This window comes from Catonella morbi ATCC 51271, assembly GCF_000160035.2.
Taxonomy (GTDB): Bacteria; Bacillota; Clostridia; order Lachnospirales; family Lachnospiraceae; genus Catonella; species Catonella morbi.
Genome location: NZ_KI535366.1, coordinates 511,737 through 536,061 on the forward strand (window position 1 = coordinate 511,737; position 24,325 = coordinate 536,061).

Consider the following 24,325-nt stretch of genomic DNA (forward strand, 5'->3'; position numbering starts at 1 on the left):
GAGCACTCTATAGCAGCCTTCATTCCCTACAAAGACTTTGCGACAACTGTATAGACGATTCCCAAGGACTTACATTTTTTCCGACTATGCCATCAAGCAGGGATAATCTGAAAATCCTCGGTACTGTTTTAATTCTGACTTCACCGTTGATTCCGGCAAAAAGACTGTCAGCCCTGAATCCATCATAGTATCTGACTTTTATGTTTTGTTCTATCAACTTAACCATTCTTGTCGGAAGGTTGGCAGATACAAGTAAAAGAAAAGAATCCAAAAAACCTTCGTATTTCAGCTTTATTCCTTCTGCTTTTCCGGGAAGAAGCGGAATTTCTTCTCCTTTCAGAAGTTTTTTTACTTCATTTTTCGCCTCATCCATAGACCAGCCCATAAGAATACCTGTTTTAATAATCTCTATAGCCGCAGGCATGGCTAAGACTCCCGCAATGGCTGCAGCTATTGCTTCCGCCTCTGCAACCTTATCCTGTCTGGTAAGAAAATAACCGTACTGAACTATAGTTCTTATTCCAAATATCCTATTGGTTACAGAGCCCAGATTTGCTTCATCACTGTCTTTACCGACTATTAAATACTCTATTCCGTATTTAAGGGCTTCTCTTTTTTCATTTTCTTTAGCCGGTGATAAAAAATTCTTAAAATGTTCCTTTGCATAAAGTATCATAAGCCCTGTATCTATCAGGTTAGTCTTTTCTTTTTCCGTTGTTTGTATTTCATTCCAGGTTGTAGGTTCTATCTTTAATTTTGACACCATTTTACCCGAAGGAAGAAACACTCCGAGAAGACCGCCTGCTGTGCCTTCACCGGTAGCAGTATCAAGGTTTTTTTGACACTGTTTATACTTTTTTTCTGCTTCGGATTTCTTCATTGGTTTTGCTTTGTCTTCATCCGCTTTCATACCACTGTCTACCCCAAGCGTATCGGATTTAGATAAAGCCTGCACCTTTATTCCCGGGCTTACCTTATCTTTTATCTTCTTGATATCTTCTGCCTTTTCTTCAAGTTTTTTCTTTTGTCTTTCAAGTTCTATAAGCTTTTTTTCAGCCTCTACCTTTAACTTAAGTGCTTTTTTTAATGCATCTGTTCCATTTTCAGCCCCATTTAATATATTGGCATTGTTAAGCATTTTCTTTCCGATACTTCCTGCTACTCCATACTTCATGTAAGCTGATACCTGTTTTGCAAAATAATAACAGTTATTTTCAGTTAAATTTTCTTTATAGTCAATTTCTGTAAAGTCTGCGGTAGTTCCCAAATAATCACCCCTACCTGAAGGCAGCATTTTGGCAAGATAGGAATTACCGAGCTTCTTAGCTCCTTCCTCCCCTTGTAATTCAGAAGCATCCACAAAAAGTATGTGATAATCATCCCATATCTCTCTTTGGTATTCCGCCAAAATATTCTGAACTGCAAGATAAGAATCATCCAATGCAACCTCCCTTGCCACTGTCACCCTTGCAGACTCCAAAAGACTTCCGACTAAAGCTATAACCAAGAGGAGAGCCAATGATAAAAATATGGTTACACTTCCCTTTGCTTTCATTCTCTCCTCCTTTTATGACTATTTTAGCGGTGCTATTATTTCTTTCTGATTTCCTTTTATCTTGTTAAAAATTTCATCAATCATTGCTTTTAAGTTTTTTCTAAAAATGATGATTAAGCCCAGTACAATAACCAAAATCAGAATAATCTCAATTACTGCCAATCCCCTGTTATCTCCTTTTATCTCTTGCCATCTTTCCTTTGCAAGCATCTTTTTTACTTCTAAGCTGTAGAAGACTTCCTTTGATTTTTCCTTCAAGTTCTCTAAAAAACGCATAAATTTCTCCTTTCATACTGCCATTAGGGCAGGTACCATAATAATTAACATAATAAGTACAAGCTGTAACATCATAGGTAAAAGTAATTTTGTGTCAGCAACTTCACCCATGACCTTTGCCCGATTTCTTCTTTCAAACATGGCTGCTTCCGACTCTGCTTCAAGTCTTGCCAGCAGCTGTCCCGAACCAAGTTTAAGGCTTTGGTTTATTACTGATACAAACTTTGCATACTGTGTTCCGCCTATTCTCTTTCCAAAGTTTTCATAAGCTTCTCTTTCTGTCTTTCCGTTGGCTGTCTCCCAAAGTGTCAGCCTGATTTCTTCACTCAGACTTTTATTGGAAGCAAAACCGGCTTCAAGTTTTTTCCAAATAGCAGATACACTTAACCCTGCTCCCAAAAGAATCACAAATCGCCCCACAAACTCCGTATAACCATTTTTCAGCTCCTCCTCCCTATCTTTTATCTTCTTTTTATTATTTTCGTTAAAGCTGACAAAAAGACAAATTATCAGCAATAAAGTAAAACCTGTTATACTTCCTGTAATCTCTTCCTTAGGGATAAATACTTTTACGCCATGCCCTTCTACTTCACCCGGTATCTCTATAATTTCATTTTCTCCGCCTACAAGCAGCCTATCCATCTCATCCTTTACTGCAAGCCTTATTCTTTCCTCTTCAGTCAGAAGTTTCGGAAATACTGTAATATCAACATTTCTTTCAGCTTCCTTACCTTCATAGGCTACCAATAATTTTACAGTTAAAAGCTGTTTCTCTTTAACCAAATCAAAATTAATATCACCGTTCTCAAGTAAAACCCCGCTTTCACTTGTACTAAAACTTATATTTACGGGATTTTCCGGCAGGCTTGAAGGAATATTTACTCCGGTAAGTACTTTTTCCCTGCTTTCACCTTCTCTGAACATTGATTTTTCTACCTGATCCAGGGTTTTTATTAAATAATTTTGTATTTCACCTTCTGCAATCTTCTTTGCTCCTATCTGACCTGTGTATTGTAATTGTTCTTTATCATCTATCCCTGAAACTTCCATTCCAAAATTTATATCTTCTGCATTCTCATAAGACTCAGGTCTTTTAAGCTTAGTTATTTCTATATTTTTCAGGCTACTGTCATATATAATTCCTGCTATAATACCTAAGATTGAAATAAGCACGGCTGCTAGAATAATTTTCTTCTGTTTTTTATCAAATGATTTGTATATTTCCATTTCACACCTTAATATCCGTTATTTTGTCAAACCAAAGGCAGCAAAAACCATATCCTGCCAATACCCCGCTCATAACAAGCCTGCCTAAGATCCCTTGGTATAAACTGTTCATCATATCGGCCATTGAAATATTCATATATAACAATATTGCCGGCAGTATTGCTGTCATAAACTTACTTTCAAGCTTCTTACCGCTTATAAATGCCTGTATTTCTCTTTCCATTTCATTTTTGTCCACTATGCATTTTATAGTATGATCCATTACCTTTATAAGATTACCTCCCGCTCTTTTTGAAACCTTACAGACCTCCGCAAACTGATTTATATCTTCTATACCGCTTCTTTTTCCGAAATCATATAAAATATCTTCAACCGGTATATTCATTCTCAGGCTGCTTTCCATAGATATAATCTCTGTAATTATCAGTGAGTCATTATTATACAGACTGTAAAGTCTTTCTCTTGCAGATAATATTGCCCTTTCAAGCGAAGTTCCGGCTTTTAATGAAGACATTATTACCTGCAAAAATTCTATAAACTGAGCCGATAATTCATTCTTTCTTTTTTCAATCAGTTTCTTCTTATTAACTTTTTCAAATATTATTACAAACGGGATAATTATCAGAATTCCTACAATAGATTTGTAAAATAGCATTCCCAGACTTACAGATATTAAAAACCAGATTCCGATCAGTTTAAGCCATTCCGGCTTAGTTCTTTTATATATTGAATAATTCATCTTTCTTAAACCCTGCCATTTCAAACTTTGACATTCTTAGCGGTGTCCCACACCTTATCAATCCTGAATCAGACTTATACTCAAATATTTGATTGAGCACAATGTTTCCATCCTTCTCGTACAGTTCACTTATTTCCAAAACCTTTCTTTTGCCATCTTTAAGCCTTCCAAGATAAATAATATAATCAACAGCAGATACAATCTGTCTTTTAGCCGCTGCCAAAGGTATATTGGAGCCGGTAAGCACAAGGGTTTCAAGTCTTGATACGGTATCAGCGGCTGAGTTAGAGTGTATGGTTGATTCTCCGTAATGCCCTGTATTAAAGGCATTAAGCAGCATTATAGCCGCCTTACCGTCTCTTACCTCTCCAACCAGTATCCTATCCGGTCTCATTCTTAAAGAAGATTTAATCAGGTCGCCTATGCCTATCTCACCTTTACCTTCTACATTTGCGTTTCTGGTTTCCATCTGAACCAGATTAGGTATACCGAAAAGTTGCAATTCTGCCGAATCTTCAATAATAATTACTCTTTCCTTCTTAGGTATATAATCAGCAAGAGCATTCAAAAATGAAGTTTTACCGGAAGAAGTTCCGCCACTGACTATGATATTACAGCCTGTTTCCATGACTATTTTTATAAAATCAGCTGCCTCTTCCGTAAGAGTGCCAAATTCAAGCAGCCTTTTCATTGTCATAGGAATTTTGGGAAATTTTCTTATGGTTACTACCGCCCCGCCAAGAGCTATCGGAGGAAGCACAACATTTACCCTTGAGCCGTCCGAAAGTCTGGCATCTACTATAGGCTCAGCTTCGTTTACAGTACGGTTTACCTTCGCTACTATCTGCTGGATTATGTCTTCAAGTTCTTCTTCTGAGCCTATCCTACCCTCAAATTTTTGAATTTTACCCACTCTTTCTATAAAAATATTCTCAGGTCCGTTTACCATAATCTCAGAAATACTTTCATCATCTATAAGCTGTTGCAATACACCGAGCCGCCTTACCGAGTTAAAGATTTCAATACAGAGATTTTTCTTTTCTGTTATACTGATATATTCGTCACTGCTTAGGTTTAGAACTCTTTCTTCAATCTCGTTCATAACCTCTTCATCAGTAAGTTCCCTTGAAAAATCCAGTCTTTCAAGCAATTCTTCTTTTATTCTATAACCAAGTGTCTGTTCCAAATTCTATTATTTCCACCCTTCTCTCTACGTCCTTCATTCCTAAAAGTTTCATATTATTTATAAGATTCTCTGCGCTTTCCCTGTCTCCGTTTTTTCTTGTTACCACAATTTCAATATGTTTTCCCGCTTTCATAAGCTCAAAGGTCGCCGGTGTCAACAATCCAAGATTAATCAGAATAAAGTCGTATTCATTCAGCCTCTGTACTATGTCTAACAGCTCCTTCACATCTTCTCCTGTAAGCTCTGAGAGGTCTAAAGGACAGCTTACAGGCAGTATTCTTCCTGAAACATCTTCTTTTTCTATCAGAGTTTTAAATTTCCATTTCAGTTTTTCTCCGCCCTGTTTAAGATAATAGATAAGTTCCGACATTCCTTTGGGATTTCCATATCCGTTAACAACCCTGCTGTTATACGGCTCCATATCAAGATACAGTACAGAGCCCTTATTTTTTAAGTCAGTCATTAAGATATTGGCATACTCTTCTCTTTCTATACTGCTTTTAGTTGAAAATACAATATGAAGATTATTATCTTCAAGCAGGATATTTTCCTCTTTCATCAGCATAACAGCCTTAAGCTCTTTGGTTATTGCCTTTGCAGACTGGTATTTATACACCCAGGGACCGCTGTTATCACCATCTTTTGTTGTAACCAAGCTTATTATCTTATCTTCGTTAACCCTTCCTTTAAGATTATGTTTATCGAAAGCTTCACATACAACCACATACCCCGCTTTATCGTTTTCTAAATACGAGGTGAATTTATCTAAGTCCGAAAAAGCAACTGTTACAACTCCCAATTCCATGTTTTTATTGAGATAATCTGACAGAGCCTCTACATATGCCTCTTCTGTATCATAAATTGTCAGAGTTCCCCCTTGCAAGATAGCATCACCTCTCTTTTCTCTGATTTTGGGTACACAAAAAAACCTATATCCTTTTGAATATCAGAATAAAATAATAAATTTACATCTTATAACTATCTGAATGAACCGATAAGTCCGGAATCAATTTAATATAAATACCTTGAATATTACTTTAGAACAACAAAAACCATCTTAAGATTTTGATTATTTACAGAACTTATATGATGGTGACCGGATTACCGGTCACCCTTATGCTTCTTGATTATTTCCTCATATCTTCTTGCTGCCGCATCCATCTCAGGATCTTCATCTTCCTTCTTTACCACTGAATGTTCCATTTCCTCAAGTTCTTCATTTAATAATTCTAAATCTTCTGCGCTGAAAAAATTATCCATATGAACCTCTTTTCTTTTTGTTTATGCCCATAGTATATACGGATTGTGAAATTATTTCAATATGTAACTTTGTGGAAAAACTCTTTTGATTTTTGTGAAAGTCTCACAAAAAATTTGGTAAAAAAATGAGTATTTTACCAGTTTGGGTTTATATGCAAATCACATATAAATGTAGTTATAAATTTACCTCTACCGTAAAGATAGAGGTAATAGTTTTTATTCTTCTTTCTTATCAAGCATCTGACCAAGTGTCCGCCAGCCAAGTACCGCACATTTAACCCTTGCAGGCATATGTGCAATGTCCCTCAGTGCTATAGCCTCATCTAGTTCCTCCAAGGCTTCATCTGCCTTAATTTCACCCTTAATCATTCCCATAAAAAGCTCACCGAGCCTTAAAGCTTCTTCTTTTGTCTTGCCGATGACAAGGTCAAGCATCATATCGACTGAAGCCTGAGATATAGCACAGCCTGTTCCTGTATAACCGCCATCCACAACCACATCATTTTCAAGTTGTAATTTAAGTGTAATATCATCGCCGCAGCTTGGATTTACTCCTCTGAGCTCTATAGTAGGATGCTCTATTTCCTGCTTATTATTCGGATGCATATTATGCTCAGTAAGTATTTCATTGTATATGCTTCTAAGCTCCATAGCCAAGCCACCCCCTTACCTTTGTCAAACTGTCTAAAAATCTGTCAACTTCTTTTTCTGTATTGTAGAAATACAGACTTGCTCTAAGCGTTGAGTTAAAGCCCAAAAATTTCATAAGAGGCTGAGCACAGTGATGCCCCGCCCTTACACAGATTTTAGCATTATTCAGAATGGAAGCACTGTCATGCGGATGTACATCATCTATTGTAAATGTAATAATTCCGTTATGCTCCTCAGCATTGTCAGAGCCAGCTATATTTATATAAGGAAGGGCTTTCATCCCTTCAAACAGTCTCTTTGTAAGTCTAAGCTCGGTTTCTTCGATATAGTCAAAGCCAATGTTTTCAAGGTAGTCCATGGCTGCATGAAGCCCGACAGCACCGCCTACATTTACGGTACCCGCTTCAAACTTATGCGGAACTTCTGCGTAAGTAGCCGAATCAAGCTCTACATACTCTATCATTTCTCCGCCTGTAAGAAACGGCGGCATCTTGTTAAGCAGCTTTTTCTTGCCATAAACCACACCGATTCCCATAGGAGCAAGCATCTTATGACCAGAAAACACATAAAAATCTGCATCTAATTCTCTTACATTTACCTTTGTATGAGGTACTGCCTGCGCTCCGTCTATAACAGCTACCGCTCCTACATCATGAGCCGCTTTTATAACCTTTTCCACAGGATTTTTTCTGCCGAGTACATTTGAAATATGAGCCAAACTTACAAGTTTAGTCTTCTCTGTAATCTTAGCCTTAATCTCTTCATCTGAAATAAAACCTGTCTTATCAGACTCAAGGAAAACAAGCTTTGCACCTGTCTTTTTCCCTACTTCCTGCCAAGGAAGAAGATTACTGTGATGCTCCATTACCGTAAGCACAATCTCATCTCCTTCTTTAAGGAAGGCTTCTCCGTAACTTTTTGCTATCAGGTTAAGGCTCTCTGAAGCATTTCTGGTAAATATAATCTCAGAAGCAGACTCTGCCCCTATAAAGTCCGCAGTCCTTGCTCTTGTATTTTCATAAGCATCTGTGGCCTTTACAGAAAGATCATACACACCACGAAGCGGATTTGCATTCTCGCTTTCATAGTATCTTATCATTCTTTCAAGCACCACATTCGGCTTTTGAGTTGTAGCAGCATTGTCAAAATAAATCAAATCAGGATATTCACTAAAAAACTTAAAATCCTCTCTATAATTACTGCTCATTTTTGAAAACCTCACTTACATATTTTATAACTCTTTCTTCGGTCTCATCATCTCCGATTTTCTCGGTAACAGCATTGATGTAAGCCTCTGTCATAAGTTCTTTTGCTGCATTTTCATCTATTCCGCGGCTCTTTATGTAGAACATAAGCTTTTCATCTATTCTTCCTATGGTTGCACCATGGTCACCTTCCACATCCTCTTCGTGGCAAAGTATAAGAGGTACTGATTTGTTTATTACCTCAGAACTGAAGTGGAGAGTATCTTCTTTTTCAAAACCTCTTGCGCCTTTTGCACCCTCTTTAAAATCAATTGTTCCGCGATATACCTTTGTTGCCTTATCTAAGAGAACACCGCTTGCATCCATATTACATGAGGCCTTCCTTCCCCATTCATTTGTGACATAATTCATATCAAGCAGGCTTTCACCTTTACAAAGATAGCCTGTAGCACTGTTATATTCACTTTTCCTTCCAACAAGTTCACATCTTACACCAACATAAGAACGCTTCCCTCCAAGTTCAAGCTGTACAAGTTCTGCTTTAGCATCATCTTCAAGGTGTAATCCCAAATCATCAAAATGGTCTGTATTCTCTGAAAGCAGGTTCACCCTTACAAGCTTTACTTTAGCATTTTCCCCTACATATACTCTGGTCTGCAAACCTGCGATATTATCCCTGTTCTCAGATTCAAACAGCTCAATTACGGTTAGTTCCGAGCCCTCACTTACATAGATTATATGATTGTTTAAGGAATTTTTCTCACCTGCTCTGTAAGTTATTTTTACAGGTTTTTTTGCTTTAACTCCTTTTTTAGTTGCAATTACTTTTACGGGAATACCTGCAGCCTTAAAAGCATTTCTTACTACATCTGTAGAGGGAGCATCCTTTACTTCCCTGTCACGTCTGTTTTCATCTTCAAGACTGTCTCCGCCTGCTTTTGAATCAAGGTTTAAGGCTTCCATACCTGTCTTTACAAAGCTTGCCTTAGCCACTATTTCATCATATAACTCCCCTGCGGTAAGAAGTTCCACACCATCAGTTAATTTTATATCTAAATCATTTTCAACATTTACTTCATAACTAAAATCTACTTCCGCATAGCTGTTTTTCATCTTGCCATAGGTTATTGCAGGCAGATAATTGACAGCTCCGTTTAACTCAAACTTCATTACATGCCTCCCTTCATCTCAAGCTGAATGAGGTTATTCATTTCAACTGCGTATTCAAGAGGAAGTTCCTTTGATACAGGATTTGCAAAACCGCTGACTATCATCGCCCTCGCCTCTTCTTCACTTATTCCTCTTGACATAAGGTAAAATACTGCATCATCACTGATTCTGCCTATCTTTGCCTCGTGTCCGATATCTGTATCATCTGTTCTTATATCCATAGCCGGTATTGTGTCCGAACGGCTGTCACTGTCAAGCATAAGTGACTGACAGGAAACAAAAGCCTTACTGCGTTTTGCACTTTCACGCACTGTCACCATACTTCTGTATGTATTGGTTCCTCCGCCCTTTGATACAGATTTAGTATTAATAATAGAAGATGTATCCTCTCCTATATGCACCATCTTAGCTCCGGTATCAAGGTTCTGTCCCTTACCTGCAAAGGTAATTCCCGTAAATTCACTTCTTGAGCCGTTTCCCTTTAGTATACTCATAGGATAAAGATAGGATACATGAGAGCCAAAAGAGCCTGAAACCCATTCAATCACGCCGTTTTCTTCAACTATAGCCCTCTTGGTATTCAGGTTATACATATTCTTTGACCAGTTCTCAATGGTTGAATATCTAAGCCTTGCATTTTTCTTAACAAAAAGCTCTACCGCTCCTGCATGCAGGTTTGCCACATTGTACTTAGGTGCGGAACAGCCTTCTATGAAATGAAGGTCTGCACCCTCATCAACTATGATTAAAGTATGCTCAAACTGACCTGCACCTGCCGCATTAAGTCTGAAATACGACTGCAAAGGTATGTCCACCTTTACTCCCTTCGGCACATATACAAAGGAGCCGCCCGACCAAACCGCACCATGAAGGGCAGCAAATTTATGGTCGGTAGGAGGGATTAATTTCATAAAATACTCATGAATCATATCGCCATATTCGCCATGCATAGCAGATTCCAAGTCAGTATAAACTACTCCGAGTGCCGCAACTTCTTCACGCACATTATGATAAACAAGCTCTGAATCGTACTGTGCTCCCACTCCGGCAAGCGAAAGCCTCTCTGCCTCAGGTATACCAAGCTTTTCAAAAGTATTCTTGATATCCTCCGGAACTTCTTCCCACTTTCCTTTCATATCTCCCTTATGACGCACGTAGGTCATAATAGTATTCATGTCAAGCCCTTCGATAGAAGGTCCCCAGTCAGGAGCTTTAAGTTTATTGTAAATATCAAGAGATTTAAGCCTGAAATCACGCATCCATTCAGGATCATTCTTCTCCTTTGAAATCTGTAAAACTATATCTGTACTTAAGCCCTTGTCAAGCTTAAGGAAATCCTCATCATTTTCATCATATCTGAAATCATAGAACGAACTATCTATATCGTCTATGACCATTTTTTCATTTTTATCCAATTCAGCCATCTCTACTCTCCAATATTCTCAAAACGTGCAAATCCATTGCTATTTATTTCATCTACAAGTGTAGAATCTCCGGTCTCTACAAGCTTACCTTTAACCAGAATATGTGTATAATCTACTTTTAATGCTTCTAATATTTTTGTGCTGTGAGTTATAATTAAAAGTGCTCCGTCTCTGTTCTTCTGATAAGCCTCAATTCCGTGACTTACTGTTCTAACAGCATCCACGTCAAGTCCTGAGTCTGTCTCATCAAGGATTGCAAGCTTAGGGCGAAGCATAAGCATCTGTAAAATTTCAGATTTTTTCTTCTCACCGCCTGAAAAGCCGACATTTAAATCTCTTGTAAGATAGGATTCATCCATTTGCAAGATTTCCATGGCTTCCTTCAAGTCACGCTTAAACTGCATAATTTTAAGCGGTTTCCCTGTAATCTGCCTGATAGCATTTCTAAGAAAGCTCTCAAGAGAAAGCCCCGCAATCTCGTAAGGGTTTTGAAAGGAAAGAAACATACCTTTTTTAGACCTGACATCAGTTCCATCTTCCAGGATAGACTGACCTTCGAACTCAATATCACCTGACTTAACAACGTACTCAGGATTGCCCATAATGGTATAACCTAAGGTAGATTTTCCGGCTCCGTTAGGTCCCATAAGTACATGGGTTTCTCCCGTACCTATAGTAAAATCAATATTTTTAAGTATATCCGCATCATCTATTGCTACCGATAAATTTTTAACTTTTAATAATTCTGACATAACTGCCTCCCAATTAATAATTAACAATTTTAATTCCTACCAATTTAGTACGAATTAGATTTTTATATTATAACCGTTGTCAGAGAAAGTTTCAATAAGTTAGAAATAACTAATATGGGCATTTTTAAAGTTTTTTTATTTTGTTTGTGAATTTGTGCAAGAATTGCAAGAAATTAAGCTGTAACAATCCTGCATCAATGGGAAAATACTTTTAATACCCTAATCTATTTTAAAAATAAAAACGCCCTTCTTTAATTTTAGAAAGGCGAGTGAATACAGGATTGCTTCGGCTTCACCTCACGCAATCCTTGCAAAAATATTCGTAATCCGCTCATTTTTTGCAAAAAATGGCTCCTTACTCATATTTTTTGCGTGTCAAAAGATAATAAATTCTCTTGCAAGCAAGCTTGCATCGAATTTTTATACTTTTGACACTTGTATCATATTAAATAAATCAACTTATTTTGTTACAGCCATTGCCGATATCGTGTCAGTCAGTACTTTTGAAAAATTAATTCCGAGTCTTACCCCCAAATCATTGGCCCATTTAGGAATATTCAAAGTTTTCTTTACTAAAGTTGTGTCTCTTATATATTTTTCTACATCTACCATTATCATAGTCACAAATCCATCATCACAGCTCACGTCCTTTATATTGCTTGGTTTCGGGATTGATTCTCCTTTTTCAAGCATATCCGCAAGTGTCATTCCGAGGACTTCTTCTGCCATACTCATCCCATAAGCAATATCATCTTCATCTATGCCTGTATAAACTCCGTCTATATCTTTACATTCTATGAAATACCCACCGTCTTCTTCCTTATGAAAAACAAACGGAAATGCCATATTAAGACTTTTTTCAAGCATATCATAACCTCCCATCTAATCCTGCATCTTTTAATATTCTCTGTTCCAATCCTTTTTTTAAATCTTTATTACTATGCACCGGCACAGTAATTCTTTTCCCGTTTTTAAATAGCTGATAATGTGAACCTTCCTGCCTTTCCACTTTCCAACCATGTTTCTTTAATAATTTCAACATTTCTTTACCTGTAAGAGGCATTTATTAGTTCCTTTCCACATCTTTATTCTACTACGTATTTATACGTATGTCAACAACATCTTATACACTTCTCTCTTAGGTATTCCTCTGTCCACAGCTACAGCCTTCATAGCTTCTTTTTTATCCATTCCCTTATCAAGGTAGAGTTTCATATGCTCATTTATATCCATTTCCAGAAATGAGGCTTCCTTTTCCTTCTTAAGCTCCTCTATATCTCTGCCCTCAATAACCAGCACAAATTCCCCGCGAGGCTCATTTTCTTCATAATAAGCCAACGCCTCTTCAAATGTAGTTAAAAATACATTTTCATGAAGTTTTGTTAATTCTTTCACAGCAGTCAGTCTCCTGTTACCAAGTACAGATAAAAGCTCAGCTATAGTCTTTTTGAGCCTGTGCGGAGCCTCATAAATGATGATAGTTCTTGTTTCAGACTTAAGTTCCTCTAAAATAGCAGCCTTTTCCTTCTTGTCGGCAGGAAGGAAGGCCTCAAACGCAAAACGTCTTGTAGAAAGTCCCGATAAGGTAAGGGCTGTAACGCAAGCTGCTGCCCCCGGCAAAGATGTAACCTCTACACCCGCTTCATAGCACTGTCTTACAAGTTCCTCCCCCGGATCTGATATTCCCGGTGTACCGGCATCGGTAATAAGCGCAATATTCTCCCCACCCAGCATCCTGCTTACCAGAACCTTCGCCTTATCATACTTGTTAAACTCATGATAGCTGGTAAGCGGAGTCTTTATCTCAAAATGATTAAGAAGCTTAATGGAATTTCTGGTATCCTCCGCAGCTACTACATCTACTTCTTTAAGAGTTCTTACCACCCTGAATGTAATATCTTCCAGATTGCCAATAGGTGTAGCACATAAATACAACTTCCCTGCCATATTTTTCCTTTCTAGTATCTGTAATCCCTCATCATTTCTTCAGTATATTTCATATCTTTATCATAAACTATAAGCGGTTTTTCCACATTAAGCCTTGGCCTTCCATACTTTACCGCCTCAACAAGCACCATATTGGGCTCTTTATCAATCTGAGGATATACCAACCTCATTCTTTTAGGCTCAAGTCTGTATTTCCCAAGATTCTCAAAAACTTCCGGAAGCCTGAACGGACGGTGAACCATAAAAAATTTCCCGTTTGATTTTAGTAAATAGGCCGCAGCCTTCACCACATCTTCAAGTGTACATAATATCTCATGCCTTGCTATCTGCTTAGGTGCCTGAGGATTAGCTACTCCATGCTCATTTATCATATAGGGCGGATTGGAAGTCACCACATCAAAACTCTGCCTCTTAAACAGCTTATCTACCGACTTAATATCTCCGTCAACTATTTCTATATTTGTAATATTATTGCCTACAACACTCCGCCTCGCCATATCCGCACTTTCTTCCTGAATTTCAAGCCCTGTAAAATGCTCCCCTTCGGTTTTTGCCCATAAAAGCAGGGGCAAAATTCCTGTACCCGTGCCCAAATCTATAACTCTATAGCCTTTTTTGGCATAAGCAAAGCCTGATAAAAGTACTGCATCCATACCAAAGCAGAACTTATCAGGCGACTGTATAATATGAAGTCCGCTTATCTCAAGGTCATCAAGTCTTTCTCTGTCCTTAAGTTCAAATTCCATTTTTTACCTTCTTAGTCTAAATGTGTCTTTCTCTCGGCTCTTTCAAGTGCTTCCAAAGCTTTGATTTCAGATGATTCTATCTCTTTATCCTGTTTCTTTTTCTTAGGCTTAAACTTTAACTCTTCTACCTTATACTCTTTAATTTCCTTAACTCCGCTCTCATTTTCAATAATTATCTTCACAAGCTGTTTTAAGGCACTTACAGAGCTTACTTCTCCCTTAAAGCCCTCAACAGTCTCCACTATATCTCCGATATCAGGAAGGGTTGAATTAAGGTATTCATAAGCCGCTTCCTCATTTTTAAGACAGCACATAAGTCTGCCGCATACACCTGAAATCTTGCTTGGATTAAGTGAAAAATTCTGGTCTTTAGCCATCTTTATGGAAACAGGAATGAACTCTGATAAAAATGTATGGCAACAAAGCGGTCTGCCACAGATTCCCACTCCACCCTTCATCTTAGCCTCATCTCTTACTCCAATCTGTCTTAGTTCTATCCTTGTCTTAAATATAAAAGCAAGATCTTTTACAAGTTCTCTAAAGTCTATTCTTCCGTCAGCGGTAAAGTAAAACATTACTTTGTTATTGTCAAAGGTATATTCACAGGCTATAAGCTTCATAGCAAGCTCATGTTTTCTTATTTTTTCAAGGCAGATATCAAAAGCTTCCTTTTCTTTTTCCTTATTCTTCCTGTCTGCCTCATCATCCTCAGGAGTCGCTATCCTTATAACTTCCTTAAGAGGCTGAACTACCTTGTCTCCTTCTATCTCTTTTCTGCCTACGGCTACAAGTCCGTATTCAATACCTCTGGCAGTTTCTACTATTACGTGCATTCCTGCCTTTATATCAAGATTTCCAGGATTGAAAAAATAAATCTTCCCCGCCCTTTTAAACCTAACTCCGATTACTGTTACCATATTTCTCCATTCTATCTGAATTTATTTATCTTTCATATACATCAGCATTATCTCTATAGCTGTGTCAAATTTAACATTTGCATCCAGACGCTTTTTCGTCTTTTCCATACTTTCAAGCGCTCTTTCTATCGAGCTGTAATTTCTCTTGGCTATCTGCTCATTCAGATACCTGTACTCCTCCCTGAAAAGTATCTTGTTTGCATCTCCGGTAGTCTTAAGTACAAGCAAATCCCTAAACCAAAGTATCATAAGCTCTATGCAGTCTTTTATTTCCTTCTTATAGCCCTCAAGATTAATTATGCTTGCAATTTCTTCGGTTATGGTTTCCTTATCAAGATTTCTTAAAATCTTTACTACCACATTTTTCATTTCAAGAAAATCCTCATCACAGGCATATCTTACAGCTCTGCCAACATTTCCCGCAGAAAATTTAGCCGCCATATCAGCAACATAATCAACTACCCCATAATTCTCTATCAGATATTCTTTTATAATATTGGCGGCTATAGGCTTTATATCAAGTGTAACGCACCTCGACCTGATAGTGGGCAAGAGGCGGTTCTTATTGGCGGAAAGCAGAATTATTATAACATATTCAGGCGGTTCTTCAATAGTCTTAAGCAGAGCATTCTGCGCCTGCTCATTCATTTTCTCCGCTTCCTTAACTATGTAAACCTTATACTTCCCATAAGGGAAAATATCACTCGTTCCTACCAGTTTTGTACGGATTTCCTCAACACTGATTGTAGTAGGCTTATCAGGCTCTATGTAAATAATATCAGGGCTGTTGCCGTTATCCACCTGTTTATACACAATCTGCCTCTCTTCATCAGTTTCCTTCCCACAGCTAAGTATCATTTTTGCAAATTCCTTAGCTATGAAAAGCTTTCCCATACCTTTTTCCCCTTCAAATATATAGGCATGTGAAAATTCTTCTTTAGAAGCAGCAGTCTTCATGTATTCTACCAGACTTTCTCTGCCTAAAATATTAGTATTCATATCCGCCTCCCACATCAGGTAAAAATATCCAACAAAAGTCCCTGAATCTCATCTATCTTTCCCAGTATGCTTATAGCATCCTTCTCATCCTTTACAAGTTCCTCTGCCAGTTCATCAAGTTCTTTATCAATAATCCTTATTATACCATAAACTCTGTGTCTTCCGCGCCTGTCCAAATAATTTTCTCTTGAAAATTCGTGACTCCGACTAAGTACCTCATTTAGAAATTCTTTTATCAGCCCCCGATAATGCTTCATATCCCTTATATCCATATGTTTCTTCAGCTTTTTGCCTTCCATTGTTATGGAATTCATCATAGAATTAAGCCTTTCAGCCAGGGAATTATCCTCTATATTTTTTATAAGGGTGAATTTAAATTGTCCGTCATCTGTCTTAGCAGTTTTTTCTACTTCAGTAGTTTGGGGTAATATCAACGGATTGATTTTAATATCCATATCAGTTTTCCTTTATAAAAGCAGTTATTTTATCTACACAGGATTCTAACTCATCATTTTGAAATCTGGATTTGGCCTCTATTCCGGAAAGTTTAAGATTTTCCTCACTGAAATCTGCATTATCAGCTAAAAATCTCCTGCAAATCTCCGCAACATTAGGATTTATCTGCTTTTCTTCTCTTTTAACAGCTCTTTTTATAAGCTCAATATCTGAAACTTCTATATAAACAGGTTTGACCTTATCATTTCCGAGATATTTTCTTATCCGGTTAAAACCTTCCAAAGTGTTAATACTAATATAATTACCTGTAGTTAAATCCATTTTACCATCATTGACAGTAAAATAATACCAGGGGCCGTCTATAGTGTTAAAGCAGCGTTCTTCTATTACTTTGCCTGCATTTCTAAGTTCTTTGAGCCTGTCTTCGGTCACAAAATGATACTCAACTCCGTCTGTTTCCTTCTTACGCATAGGGCGTGTTGTATAAAGGACAACTTCTTTTAAGTTAAGCTCAGGATTTTCCAAAAGCTTCTTATATATGCTATCCTTGCCTGTTGCGCTCTTGCCAATAAGCACATACAAATATCCCATTTCCGTCACATCCTCCATAAATCTCTATGCCGGTAAGCCTTGCAGCCTTTATTTGCTCAATAATATCCTCTCCGATTACTTCACCCGGCACTAAAAGAGGAATTCCCGGTGGATAAAAATACACATAGTCCGCTGAAATAAGTCCTTCCGAATCTTCAAGCTCTACTTTCCTGCAATATTTGGCAGAAAGGCTTACCGCCTCAGAAGGAAGTAATTTTCTTTCAGGCAAAGTTCCACTCCTTAAAGTATAATCAAATTTTACCTTATTATCAAGTTTAAAGAAGTTTTCATCTTTATCTGATTTACAAAGAGCCCCGGAAAGTCTTTCAAAGCCTTCATCAGTATCAAAAATACTTGTCATTGCAATTACATAATCCTTAGACTTCATTTCCGTTACAAGATGATGTTCTTCATATAAATACCTGTAAAGCTCCGCCCCCGAATTAATTCCTGCTGTAATAACAAGTTTTCCGTAATCATAAGCATAATAATTATTGGGCATATAAATTTTCACCTTATTCAATGAAGCCGTTTTATTTCTAAAATTTATAAGCCTGTTCTTATACTCTTCAAATAACCTGCTTCCATACTCTTCCACAAGTTTCAGACTATTTTCCATACCAGCTAAAAATATATATGAAGGACTGGAAGTTTCAAGCAAATTAAACTGTCTGTGTAATCTCTTAATTATAGCCACATCTTCAAGATTCATATGTAAAATTGCAGTCTGAGTGTATGAAGGCAGGGTTTTATGAAGGCTGTGTATTACAAAGTCCGCTCCCAATCTTACCGCTGTTTCCGGAAAAAATTTATCAAAGCCAAAATGTGCCCCATGTGCTTCATCAATCATAAGTAAAGCCCCGTACTTATGGCAGATATCCGCTATTTGACTTATATCAGAAACAATACCTTCATAGGTAGGTGAGGTTATAACCACAAGTTTAATAGAATTATCTGCCTGTTTTACTTTTCCACACTCTTTGTTTATAATTTCACAATCAGAATTATAAAGTTTTAATACCTTCTCTACTTCTTGAGGGCTAATACTTTGATATATGCCAAGTTCATCAATTTCTCCCGCAAGATAATGTGGTACAAGGCCATAGAGTTCCACCCCATGATAAACAGACTTATGGCAGTTTCTGGCTATAAGCACAGCCTCTCCTCTCTCCATAAGTCCGAGTACAGCAAGGATTGCTCCGGTGCTTCCATTTACAGAGTAAATACTTTCTTTTGCTCCATATAGACCGGCAGCAAAAGTTTCCGCATTTTTTATTATACCTTCAGGGTTGTGAAGATTGTCAAAATTATCAATCTCAGTTATATCGATATCATAAGGAGTCAGTTCCTCATCCCAGAGTCCATATTTCTTAGTAAGTTCAGCATTTCTCTTATGCCCCGGCATATGAAACGGATAAAAGTCACTGTTTTTATGATTTATAAGGTTCCTATATATATTATTCATTCTGCCTTCCTGCACTATAAAAGACCGAAAGATAAGCCTTTCGGTCTTTATTATAAGATTTTATACAATTTTATCTGTAATCAGTGCTTCTGTCAATATTAAAATCCTTTTAACAATCTTACTTTCTTCTCTTAATTACAAGACCTAAGCCTATAACTCCGAGACCGAGAAGTCCGAATACCTCAGCAGGAACTCCACCGGTTCTAGGTAAGTTTGAAGTACCTTTTGGAGCGGTATCGTCAGTAACATCTAAATCTTCATCTTTTTCTTCATCAGTCACATCACCCTCAGGTATGTCATCATCTTCAATATCATCAATTATACCTGTATCATCTGTATTATCATCCGTATTTTTATCCGAATTATCTGCATTATTACCTGTATCCCCCTTAGGTGTTGAATCTGTAGATACATTAATCGCAGAATCGGTAGCAGTATCAGTCCCCGGTGTTGTATCAGGAGTTGGATCAGGACCCGGTATTACAGGTCCGCCACCGTTATTATTTGTTTTCTTGCCTTCATTTAGAATATAGAATCCATAATTACCGTTTACATGGCTTAACTTATTAATTTTTACCTGATAATCGCCAATCTTATAACCATCGTTAATTAAAGCAGGGGATGAAACCAATTCATCCAATTTAGCATTATCAATATCAGTTCCACCGACTTTTGTTTCAAGAACATAGTAAACATCAGGACCGGGTACAGAAGTAACTTTGAACTGATTCATCCAGTCATTGTCTTTAGTAAGCTCAACTTCTAACGGTTTATCATCACCGACCAGTATCACTTCTTCAAGTTTACCTGCACCATTAAGCTTATATAATCTCACTTTAACTGTTGCTTTAAGGCTTTCTGCAGTTTCCCCCCAATTTTTAACTACCTTTATTAAACGGTCATTATTATCAAACTCAGGTGTTTTTGTACCGTTAGTAATTACAACTTCTCTGTCTTCGGTTATATCTATAAAATCCTTTAAGGTAATCTTAAACGCTTTATGATAATAATATCCATTACCTGACGGATCTTGGTTAATCGGAAACGGAATATTTATTTTTTCACCATTTATTTCAGTTTCTAAAACTGAATAGCTGAGAGCATCACCATCTTTATATTTAGGAACTTCAACAGTGACAGACCAGTTTGTAGCTGCAGTTATTGTTACCTCTTTAGGCTCAACCTTAAGCCCTGCTTCAATAATCATTACTTTTACTGACTTCTTTGCTATCTCAGGAACACCCGGTGCCCATTTTTTAGTAATGTTAATCTTAATTTTATTGTCTATTAATTTATTGGTGATTATATATGTATCAGGTTCATTAGCATTGCTATAATGTACTTCAAACTTAGAATCTCCTAAGATAATTTCTTCACCTTCATTTATCGGAGTATTACCATTCTGTATATCTATCTCTCTCACATCATAATTAGGTATTTCATCACCATTTGCATATTTAGGTACATCAAAGGTAGTCTCCTGTTGACCCTTATTAATTATACCTGTGTATAAAGGAATGGTATTACCCCAAACCTTAAAATTTACATCTGTTTTTGATGCTTCTTCAGTATTTTCCCAGTTTTTTCTAACGGTAATCTTTTTTGTTACCAATTGTTTTATCTCAGGAATCTCGAAATTCATTATCCTTCCGTTTCCGTTATCCGGAATCCATAATTTGGTTTCACCGTTTGTTTCGCGAAACTCTCCATCTTTCATTACTTCTTTAAGCTTAATTCTGTATGTAACTTCCAGTTTTTGACCTTTGGCAAGACTTACATTTCGTACCTTTAACACTTCGGTAGTATTATCAAAATTTATCTGAGGCACTCCGCCATCTGTTACATTTTGTTCAGAATTTTCAACAAAATCAACAAATTGACTCATATCATCAGTTATGATTCCGCCGTCAATGAGCAACCCCTGAACCTGCGTCTGGTCGCTTATTTTTACTGTGAGCTTAATCCCGTAGGTATCATCGTCGCTCTTATAGTCTGTAACTTCTTTTTCAATGGTAAAATCTCCTTCTGTAACAGAACCCGGTTTCCAATGCGCGTCATCAGGCTCATCTGCCTTTGCAACCATAGGACTGATTGCACTGAACAAGTTTATAATCATTAATAAAACCATAAACTTTGCAAGCATAGATAATCTTTGCTTTTTTTCTTTTTTTCTCATACTCCTACCTTCTTTCTTAAAGAAATTTGCATATAATGTGCTATATAATCTTTATATAACTTTTTTGGATAAAATAATATTACCCGAAGGATAGTTTGTGTTAAAAAGCTAAGTATTTCTTGGTATTATTCATTGGATAATGTTGAACTTGCACAAAAAAATCCGCATATCTTTGTATATATTGCACAAAGATATGCGGTAATTATTTTTTATTTTAGAAAGCTTTTTATCTTCTTTTTTTAATTAAAAAACCTAAACCTATAAGGCCAAAGCCAAGAACGCCAAACAATGTGGAATCAGTTCCGCCGGTTTTTGGTAATGCAGCTTTTCCCCGTGGAACATTATCTTCATTTACTTTCACTTTATTCGGAGCTTTAGTTTTACCGCCAGAATCTGTATCTTCATTTGAGCCAGCTTCATCCTCCGGTATATCATCATCATCAATATCTTCTACACCGGTTTCGTCCGTGTCTTCATCAGTTGGTTTTGTATCTGTATTGACAGTTCCCTGAGGAGTTTTGTCATCAGTAACATTTACATTTGGTGTATTTGAGCCCTGATTTGATGATGCTCCCGGATTTCCGGAATTTCCCGGATTTCCCGGATCTACTGCCCCACCCCCGGGTGCTTGAGCAGGTTTATGATCATTGGTTATTGTTACATCTATAGTACCATTTCCTGCAATAGTAACATTGTAACTTCCTATCTTATACGCAGCAGGTTTAGACATAAACTCACTATTATTAATGATATTATTATTTCCTACACCTACTTCATATACATAGTACTTAATCTCATTGCCATAATTATCAACAATTTTTTCTAAATTCTCAAATTTTCCTGTCCAATTATTGCCGTCATTCAATGTTAATTCGGCTACATTTGTTACAGGAACTAAATACTCGCCATTTTCAATGAACAACCTGACTTTAACAGGAAGCTTATGTCCAACAGGTGTTGAACCTGTCCAGGTTTTTGTAACATTAATATCTATCTTTTCTTCAGGTGTGGCAGGATCAGTAGAAACACCTTCACTTTCATTAAGAATGTAGAAACCATAATCTCCTGCCTCAGCATTTTGAGCTTCACTGGTCAGCTCACTGATTCTTACATTATACTCACCAATCTTATAACCATCATTGTACAGATTAGGATCAAACTTAACAGCACCGGTTGTTGCATTATCTATCCTTGTTTCAAAAACATAATACTGAATAAGGTTACCATCTTTGTCTTTATTATCAACAACAAATTCACCCTGCCAATCCTTATCAGTCTCATTATTTTTATTTAAAACCATTGAAGCAGCATCATCAACCTTAATCAGTTCTCCATCTTTATTTACTTTATAGAGTGATACTTCAATCTCTTTTTTCTTAGAATCCGGAGTTTTTCCCCAGTTATTGACAACCTTTATTCTTCTCTTATCAGGAATATTTTGTTCAGGTTTTCTTACACTGTTTGTTATTGTAACTTTGCCGGAATCTATTATATCTATGGCATTTTTACTTAAAGTTATCTTAAATGCCTTATAATAATAAACATGATTACCTTCTGAATCTGCTTCAGGATTGATAGGCTCTGTAATCTTCTCGCCATTTATGTAAGTTTCAACTACTGAATATTTAATCTTTTCATTGCCTTTGTATAAAGGTAGATTTTCAAATTTCTTCGTCCATCCATTTGCTTTATTTAATTCATAAGTCTTATTAAATTCAGCTGACTTATTGTCCTCAGTTATCCTAAACTTTACGGACTGCATTGCAATTTCAGGAACACCATCTGCCCAATTTTTCTCAACACTTATGTCAATAAGCTCTGTGTTAGTAATAGTCTTACCGTTATCAGACTCAGAAATTCTATATTTTCTGTTATTTAGGGTTACAACCTCCCCCGTTTTAAGAGGATTTCCCTGCTCATTAAGCTCTTTTACTACATATTCAATTGCTTTACCGTTTATATCAAAAGTCTTTACATTTTCAAATTTAATTGTCCATTGATTGGCATTTTTAGATATTTTAGGATTAGCATTAGGTATCCGTTCAAGTCTGTCATCAGGAGCTACTTTTTTGAAAAGCCCAAAATTCGCCGTATCTGCCGGTTTTCCCTCCCAAACCTTGGTAATGGCAACAGACGAATGAATTGCTTCTTTTACTGTAGGGATTGCAAAATTTACTTCCTTACTCCCATTTTTCCCTTCAGGATATAAAATAACATATTCAACTATGTTATGAGGATTTCCATCTTTATATGCTTCAAGTAACTCTGCCTGATATTTTATGTTAAGGACTTCATTTTTACCTAAATTAATTTTTCTTAAAGTAAGAGTTTTATTGTCAAATTCCTTATTTATTTCATTAAAACGCCTAGCTAAATCAGCTTTATCTTCTGCTGTCGCAGTTGAATCTGTATTTTGTGCAGTTAAAGTAATCTTTGAAGGATCAAGTTCAGACTTAACCGCCTCATTCATTTTAATCTCCAAATCACCATCTTTAATGCTATATTCCTTCTTTACTTCTTTAAGACTTTCAATAACTTTGTCTATAACATCTTTTAAGATATTGTCTACATAATATCTATTATCAGAAGCAATCTTTTTTAATACTTCCGCTGCATCACCGTCAGCCTTTATACCAACAGAAAATATCTCAACACCGCTATCAGTTTTAATCTTATTCGCTTCAGCTATAGTGTTAGTTTTCACTTCAGCTGTCTTACCCATTGGGACATCTATAAGTCCTTTAACAAGTTTTACATAATATGGTGTCCATTCATTACTCTTATGATAACCTTTTTTCCAAGAACTATGATATTTAGGATCAAGCCACCTGGTTAAACTCCAAATTTCATAACCTTCTTTAGGTGTATTAGAAAGCGCTTCTTCTCTTTGATTAAAATCAAGAGTAAGCCCATAAGAAATAGTTGGAGCTCCACCACTAATTAAAACTATTATTTTCTTGTTTGTATTAGATGCTCCAAACATCTCATTTGCTTTAATTAATCCTGCTTGAGTAAATGCTTCTCTTAGTACCGGACTATTATTCCATCCTGCTGTATTATACCCTCTTATTGCATTTTTTAATTCATCTGCATCCTGTGTTAACTGAGTAACTCCCAATACAGGAGAAGGACTGCCGCCATTATTTCCTGCAAAGCTTACCAAGCCAACTCTTATCTTATTATTTCCGGATTGTAAAAAATAATCAACTAATTTGGCAGCCTCAGCTTTAGCTGCTGCCATTCTGCCGTTTTTACGCATGTTATCATAGGAGCGATCAACTACTAAAACAACATCTAAATTTTTCTGTTCTATGGTAGTACTTCCATCACCTTTAACAACCATCTCAACATCAAATTTACCATTATTATAATTCTTCGCAGTAATTCCGCCTTCCGGTAATATAGTGGTATTGTTTCCAAAATGTTTTGTATCATCTGCTCTTACAGCTGCGGGATGAATAACATTTAAAACATTTATAATCATCAATAAGATCATAAATTTAGCTAATACGGAATGTACTCCCATACTGTTTTTTCTTTGACTTCTACTTCTCATAGCTCTTCCTTTCTTAGTTAATAGCTT

At 36.7% G+C, this 24,325-nt stretch carries 23 protein-coding genes; all 23 read right to left on the reverse strand.

All coding sequences use genetic code 11. The features are described from left to right. Positions 1-19: 19 nt before the first annotated feature. The 23 genes from GCWU000282_RS02325 to GCWU000282_RS02430 all read right to left on the reverse strand — a co-directional run bounded on the left by GCWU000282_RS02325 (position 20) and on the right by GCWU000282_RS02430 (position 24,298). Positions 20-1,555: a DUF5702 domain-containing protein gene (locus tag GCWU000282_RS02325; protein ID WP_023353377.1), complete on the reverse strand. Its 1,536-nt coding sequence runs from the start codon at positions 1,553-1,555 to the stop codon at positions 20-22. Positions 1,556-1,573: 18 nt separating this feature from the next. Continuing rightward, entirely contained in the window at positions 1,574-1,831 is a 258-nt protein-coding gene (locus tag GCWU000282_RS02330; RefSeq protein WP_023353378.1) for a Flp1 family type IVb pilin, read from the reverse strand. Positions 1,832-1,843: 12 nt separating this feature from the next. Next, a complete protein-coding gene (locus tag GCWU000282_RS02335; RefSeq protein WP_023353379.1) occupies positions 1,844-3,058 on the reverse strand; it encodes a type II secretion system F family protein in 1,215 nt (404 codons plus the stop codon). Between the two features lies 1 nt (position 3,059). Beyond that, positions 3,060-3,797: a type II secretion system F family protein gene (locus tag GCWU000282_RS02340; RefSeq protein ID WP_023353380.1), complete on the reverse strand. Its 738-nt coding sequence runs from the start codon at positions 3,795-3,797 to the stop codon at positions 3,060-3,062. After that, a complete protein-coding gene (locus GCWU000282_RS02345) occupies positions 3,778-4,983 on the reverse strand; it encodes a CpaF family protein (protein ID WP_023353381.1) in 1,206 nt (401 codons plus the stop codon). The genes GCWU000282_RS02340 and GCWU000282_RS02345 overlap by 20 nt, the downstream gene beginning before the upstream one ends. After that, on the reverse strand, positions 4,961-5,866 hold the full coding sequence (locus tag GCWU000282_RS02350) for a P-loop NTPase family protein (RefSeq protein ID WP_023353382.1): 906 nt from the start codon (positions 5,864-5,866) through the stop codon (positions 4,961-4,963). Before GCWU000282_RS02350 ends, GCWU000282_RS02345 begins: the two co-directional genes overlap by 23 nt. A 218-nt stretch (positions 5,867-6,084) precedes the next feature. Then, positions 6,085-6,243: a hypothetical protein gene (locus GCWU000282_RS16550; RefSeq protein WP_023353383.1), complete on the reverse strand. Its 159-nt coding sequence runs from the start codon at positions 6,241-6,243 to the stop codon at positions 6,085-6,087. A 216-nt stretch (positions 6,244-6,459) separates the two neighbouring features. Next, positions 6,460-6,894, reverse strand: a complete 435-nt coding sequence (gene sufU, locus GCWU000282_RS02355) for a Fe-S cluster assembly sulfur transfer protein SufU (protein ID WP_023353384.1) — start codon at positions 6,892-6,894, stop codon at positions 6,460-6,462. Beyond that, on the reverse strand, positions 6,884-8,101 hold the full coding sequence (locus GCWU000282_RS02360; protein WP_023353385.1) for an aminotransferase class V-fold PLP-dependent enzyme: 1,218 nt from the start codon (positions 8,099-8,101) through the stop codon (positions 6,884-6,886). The genes sufU and GCWU000282_RS02360 overlap by 11 nt, the downstream gene beginning before the upstream one ends. Then, positions 8,091-9,269 (reverse strand): SufB/SufD family protein, encoded by a 1,179-nt coding sequence (locus tag GCWU000282_RS15710; RefSeq protein WP_023353386.1) that lies wholly within the window; start codon positions 9,267-9,269, stop codon positions 8,091-8,093. The genes GCWU000282_RS02360 and GCWU000282_RS15710 overlap by 11 nt, the downstream gene beginning before the upstream one ends. Next, positions 9,269-10,693 carry a Fe-S cluster assembly protein SufB gene (gene sufB / locus GCWU000282_RS02370; protein WP_023353387.1) on the reverse strand — a complete coding sequence of 475 codons (1,425 nt, stop codon included), beginning with the start codon at positions 10,691-10,693 and terminating at the stop codon, positions 9,269-9,271. The genes GCWU000282_RS15710 and sufB overlap by 1 nt, the downstream gene beginning before the upstream one ends. A 2-nt stretch (positions 10,694-10,695) precedes the next feature. Further along, positions 10,696-11,445, reverse strand: coding sequence for a Fe-S cluster assembly ATPase SufC (gene sufC / locus GCWU000282_RS02375; RefSeq protein ID WP_023353388.1), 750 nt, complete (start codon positions 11,443-11,445; stop codon positions 10,696-10,698). Positions 11,446-11,904: 459 nt separating this feature from the next. Further along, positions 11,905-12,312, reverse strand: coding sequence for a type II toxin-antitoxin system HicB family antitoxin (locus tag GCWU000282_RS02380; protein WP_035039064.1), 408 nt, complete (start codon positions 12,310-12,312; stop codon positions 11,905-11,907). Position 12,313: 1 nt separating this feature from the next. Next, complete coding sequence (locus GCWU000282_RS02385) at positions 12,314-12,508, reverse strand: type II toxin-antitoxin system HicA family toxin (RefSeq protein WP_023353390.1); 195 nt, start codon at positions 12,506-12,508, stop codon at positions 12,314-12,316. A 38-nt stretch (positions 12,509-12,546) separates the two neighbouring features. Then, complete coding sequence (rsmI, locus tag GCWU000282_RS02390) at positions 12,547-13,392, reverse strand: 16S rRNA (cytidine(1402)-2'-O)-methyltransferase (RefSeq protein WP_023353391.1); 846 nt, start codon at positions 13,390-13,392, stop codon at positions 12,547-12,549. Positions 13,393-13,403: 11 nt separating this feature from the next. Beyond that, complete coding sequence (locus GCWU000282_RS02395) at positions 13,404-14,138, reverse strand: tRNA1(Val) (adenine(37)-N6)-methyltransferase (RefSeq protein ID WP_023353392.1); 735 nt, start codon at positions 14,136-14,138, stop codon at positions 13,404-13,406. A gap of 11 nt (positions 14,139-14,149) precedes the next feature. Further along, entirely contained in the window at positions 14,150-15,055 is a 906-nt protein-coding gene (locus GCWU000282_RS02400; protein WP_023353393.1) for a PSP1 domain-containing protein, read from the reverse strand. 21 nt (positions 15,056-15,076) lie between these two features. Then, positions 15,077-16,054, reverse strand: a complete 978-nt coding sequence (locus GCWU000282_RS02405) for a DNA polymerase III subunit (protein ID WP_035039068.1) — start codon at positions 16,052-16,054, stop codon at positions 15,077-15,079. Positions 16,055-16,068: 14 nt separating this feature from the next. Continuing rightward, a complete protein-coding gene (locus GCWU000282_RS02410) occupies positions 16,069-16,509 on the reverse strand; it encodes a YaaR family protein (RefSeq protein WP_023353395.1) in 441 nt (146 codons plus the stop codon). Between the two features lies 1 nt (position 16,510). Next, positions 16,511-17,101, reverse strand: a complete 591-nt coding sequence (locus GCWU000282_RS02415) for a nucleoside/nucleotide kinase family protein (protein WP_023353396.1) — start codon at positions 17,099-17,101, stop codon at positions 16,511-16,513. Next, positions 17,052-18,566 carry an aminotransferase class I/II-fold pyridoxal phosphate-dependent enzyme gene (locus GCWU000282_RS02420; RefSeq protein WP_051384106.1) on the reverse strand — a complete coding sequence of 505 codons (1,515 nt, stop codon included), beginning with the start codon at positions 18,564-18,566 and terminating at the stop codon, positions 17,052-17,054. Before GCWU000282_RS02420 ends, GCWU000282_RS02415 begins: the two co-directional genes overlap by 50 nt. A 118-nt stretch (positions 18,567-18,684) precedes the next feature. Beyond that, positions 18,685-20,742 (reverse strand): LPXTG cell wall anchor domain-containing protein, encoded by a 2,058-nt coding sequence (locus tag GCWU000282_RS02425; protein ID WP_023353398.1) that lies wholly within the window; start codon positions 20,740-20,742, stop codon positions 18,685-18,687. A gap of 226 nt (positions 20,743-20,968) precedes the next feature. Beyond that, positions 20,969-24,298 (reverse strand): Cna B-type domain-containing protein, encoded by a 3,330-nt coding sequence (locus GCWU000282_RS02430; protein WP_023353399.1) that lies wholly within the window; start codon positions 24,296-24,298, stop codon positions 20,969-20,971. Positions 24,299-24,325 lie beyond the last annotated feature (27 nt).

What these genes read in the sequence shown, in the direction of transcription:
- GCWU000282_RS02325 (WP_023353377.1), bottom strand. Translation starts at nt 1,555, where the DNA reads ATGAAAGCAAAGGGAAGTGTAACCATATTTTTATCATTGGCTCTCCTC.
- GCWU000282_RS02330 (WP_023353378.1), bottom strand. Translation starts at nt 1,831, where the DNA reads ATGCGTTTTTTAGAGAACTTGAAGGAAAAATCAAAGGAAGTCTTCTAC.
- GCWU000282_RS02335 (WP_023353379.1), bottom strand. Translation starts at nt 3,058, where the DNA reads ATGGAAATATACAAATCATTTGATAAAAAACAGAAGAAAATTATTCTA.
- GCWU000282_RS02340 (WP_023353380.1), bottom strand. Translation starts at nt 3,797, where the DNA reads ATGAATTATTCAATATATAAAAGAACTAAGCCGGAATGGCTTAAACTG.
- GCWU000282_RS16550 (WP_023353383.1), bottom strand. Translation starts at nt 6,243, where the DNA reads ATGGATAATTTTTTCAGCGCAGAAGATTTAGAATTATTAAATGAAGAA.
- sufU (WP_023353384.1), bottom strand. Translation starts at nt 6,894, where the DNA reads ATGGAGCTTAGAAGCATATACAATGAAATACTTACTGAGCATAATATG.
- GCWU000282_RS02360 (WP_023353385.1), bottom strand. Translation starts at nt 8,101, where the DNA reads ATGAGCAGTAATTATAGAGAGGATTTTAAGTTTTTTAGTGAATATCCT.
- GCWU000282_RS15710 (WP_023353386.1), bottom strand. Translation starts at nt 9,269, where the DNA reads ATGAAGTTTGAGTTAAACGGAGCTGTCAATTATCTGCCTGCAATAACC.
- sufB (WP_023353387.1), bottom strand. Translation starts at nt 10,693, where the DNA reads ATGGCTGAATTGGATAAAAATGAAAAAATGGTCATAGACGATATAGAT.
- sufC (WP_023353388.1), bottom strand. Translation starts at nt 11,445, where the DNA reads ATGTCAGAATTATTAAAAGTTAAAAATTTATCGGTAGCAATAGATGAT.
- GCWU000282_RS02380 (WP_035039064.1), bottom strand. Translation starts at nt 12,312, where the DNA reads ATGCTTGAAAAAAGTCTTAATATGGCATTTCCGTTTGTTTTTCATAAG.
- GCWU000282_RS02385 (WP_023353390.1), bottom strand. Translation starts at nt 12,508, where the DNA reads ATGCCTCTTACAGGTAAAGAAATGTTGAAATTATTAAAGAAACATGGT.
- rsmI (WP_023353391.1), bottom strand. Translation starts at nt 13,392, where the DNA reads ATGGCAGGGAAGTTGTATTTATGTGCTACACCTATTGGCAATCTGGAA.
- GCWU000282_RS02395 (WP_023353392.1), bottom strand. Translation starts at nt 14,138, where the DNA reads ATGGAATTTGAACTTAAGGACAGAGAAAGACTTGATGACCTTGAGATA.
- GCWU000282_RS02400 (WP_023353393.1), bottom strand. Translation starts at nt 15,055, where the DNA reads ATGGTAACAGTAATCGGAGTTAGGTTTAAAAGGGCGGGGAAGATTTAT.
- GCWU000282_RS02405 (WP_035039068.1), bottom strand. Translation starts at nt 16,054, where the DNA reads ATGAATACTAATATTTTAGGCAGAGAAAGTCTGGTAGAATACATGAAG.
- GCWU000282_RS02410 (WP_023353395.1), bottom strand. Translation starts at nt 16,509, where the DNA reads ATGGATATTAAAATCAATCCGTTGATATTACCCCAAACTACTGAAGTA.
- GCWU000282_RS02415 (WP_023353396.1), bottom strand. Translation starts at nt 17,101, where the DNA reads ATGGGATATTTGTATGTGCTTATTGGCAAGAGCGCAACAGGCAAGGAT.
- GCWU000282_RS02420 (WP_051384106.1), bottom strand. Translation starts at nt 18,566, where the DNA reads ATGAATAATATATATAGGAACCTTATAAATCATAAAAACAGTGACTTT.
- GCWU000282_RS02425 (WP_023353398.1), bottom strand. Translation starts at nt 20,742, where the DNA reads ATGAGAAAAAAAGAAAAAAAGCAAAGATTATCTATGCTTGCAAAGTTT.
- GCWU000282_RS02430 (WP_023353399.1), bottom strand. Translation starts at nt 24,298, where the DNA reads ATGAGAAGTAGAAGTCAAAGAAAAAACAGTATGGGAGTACATTCCGTA.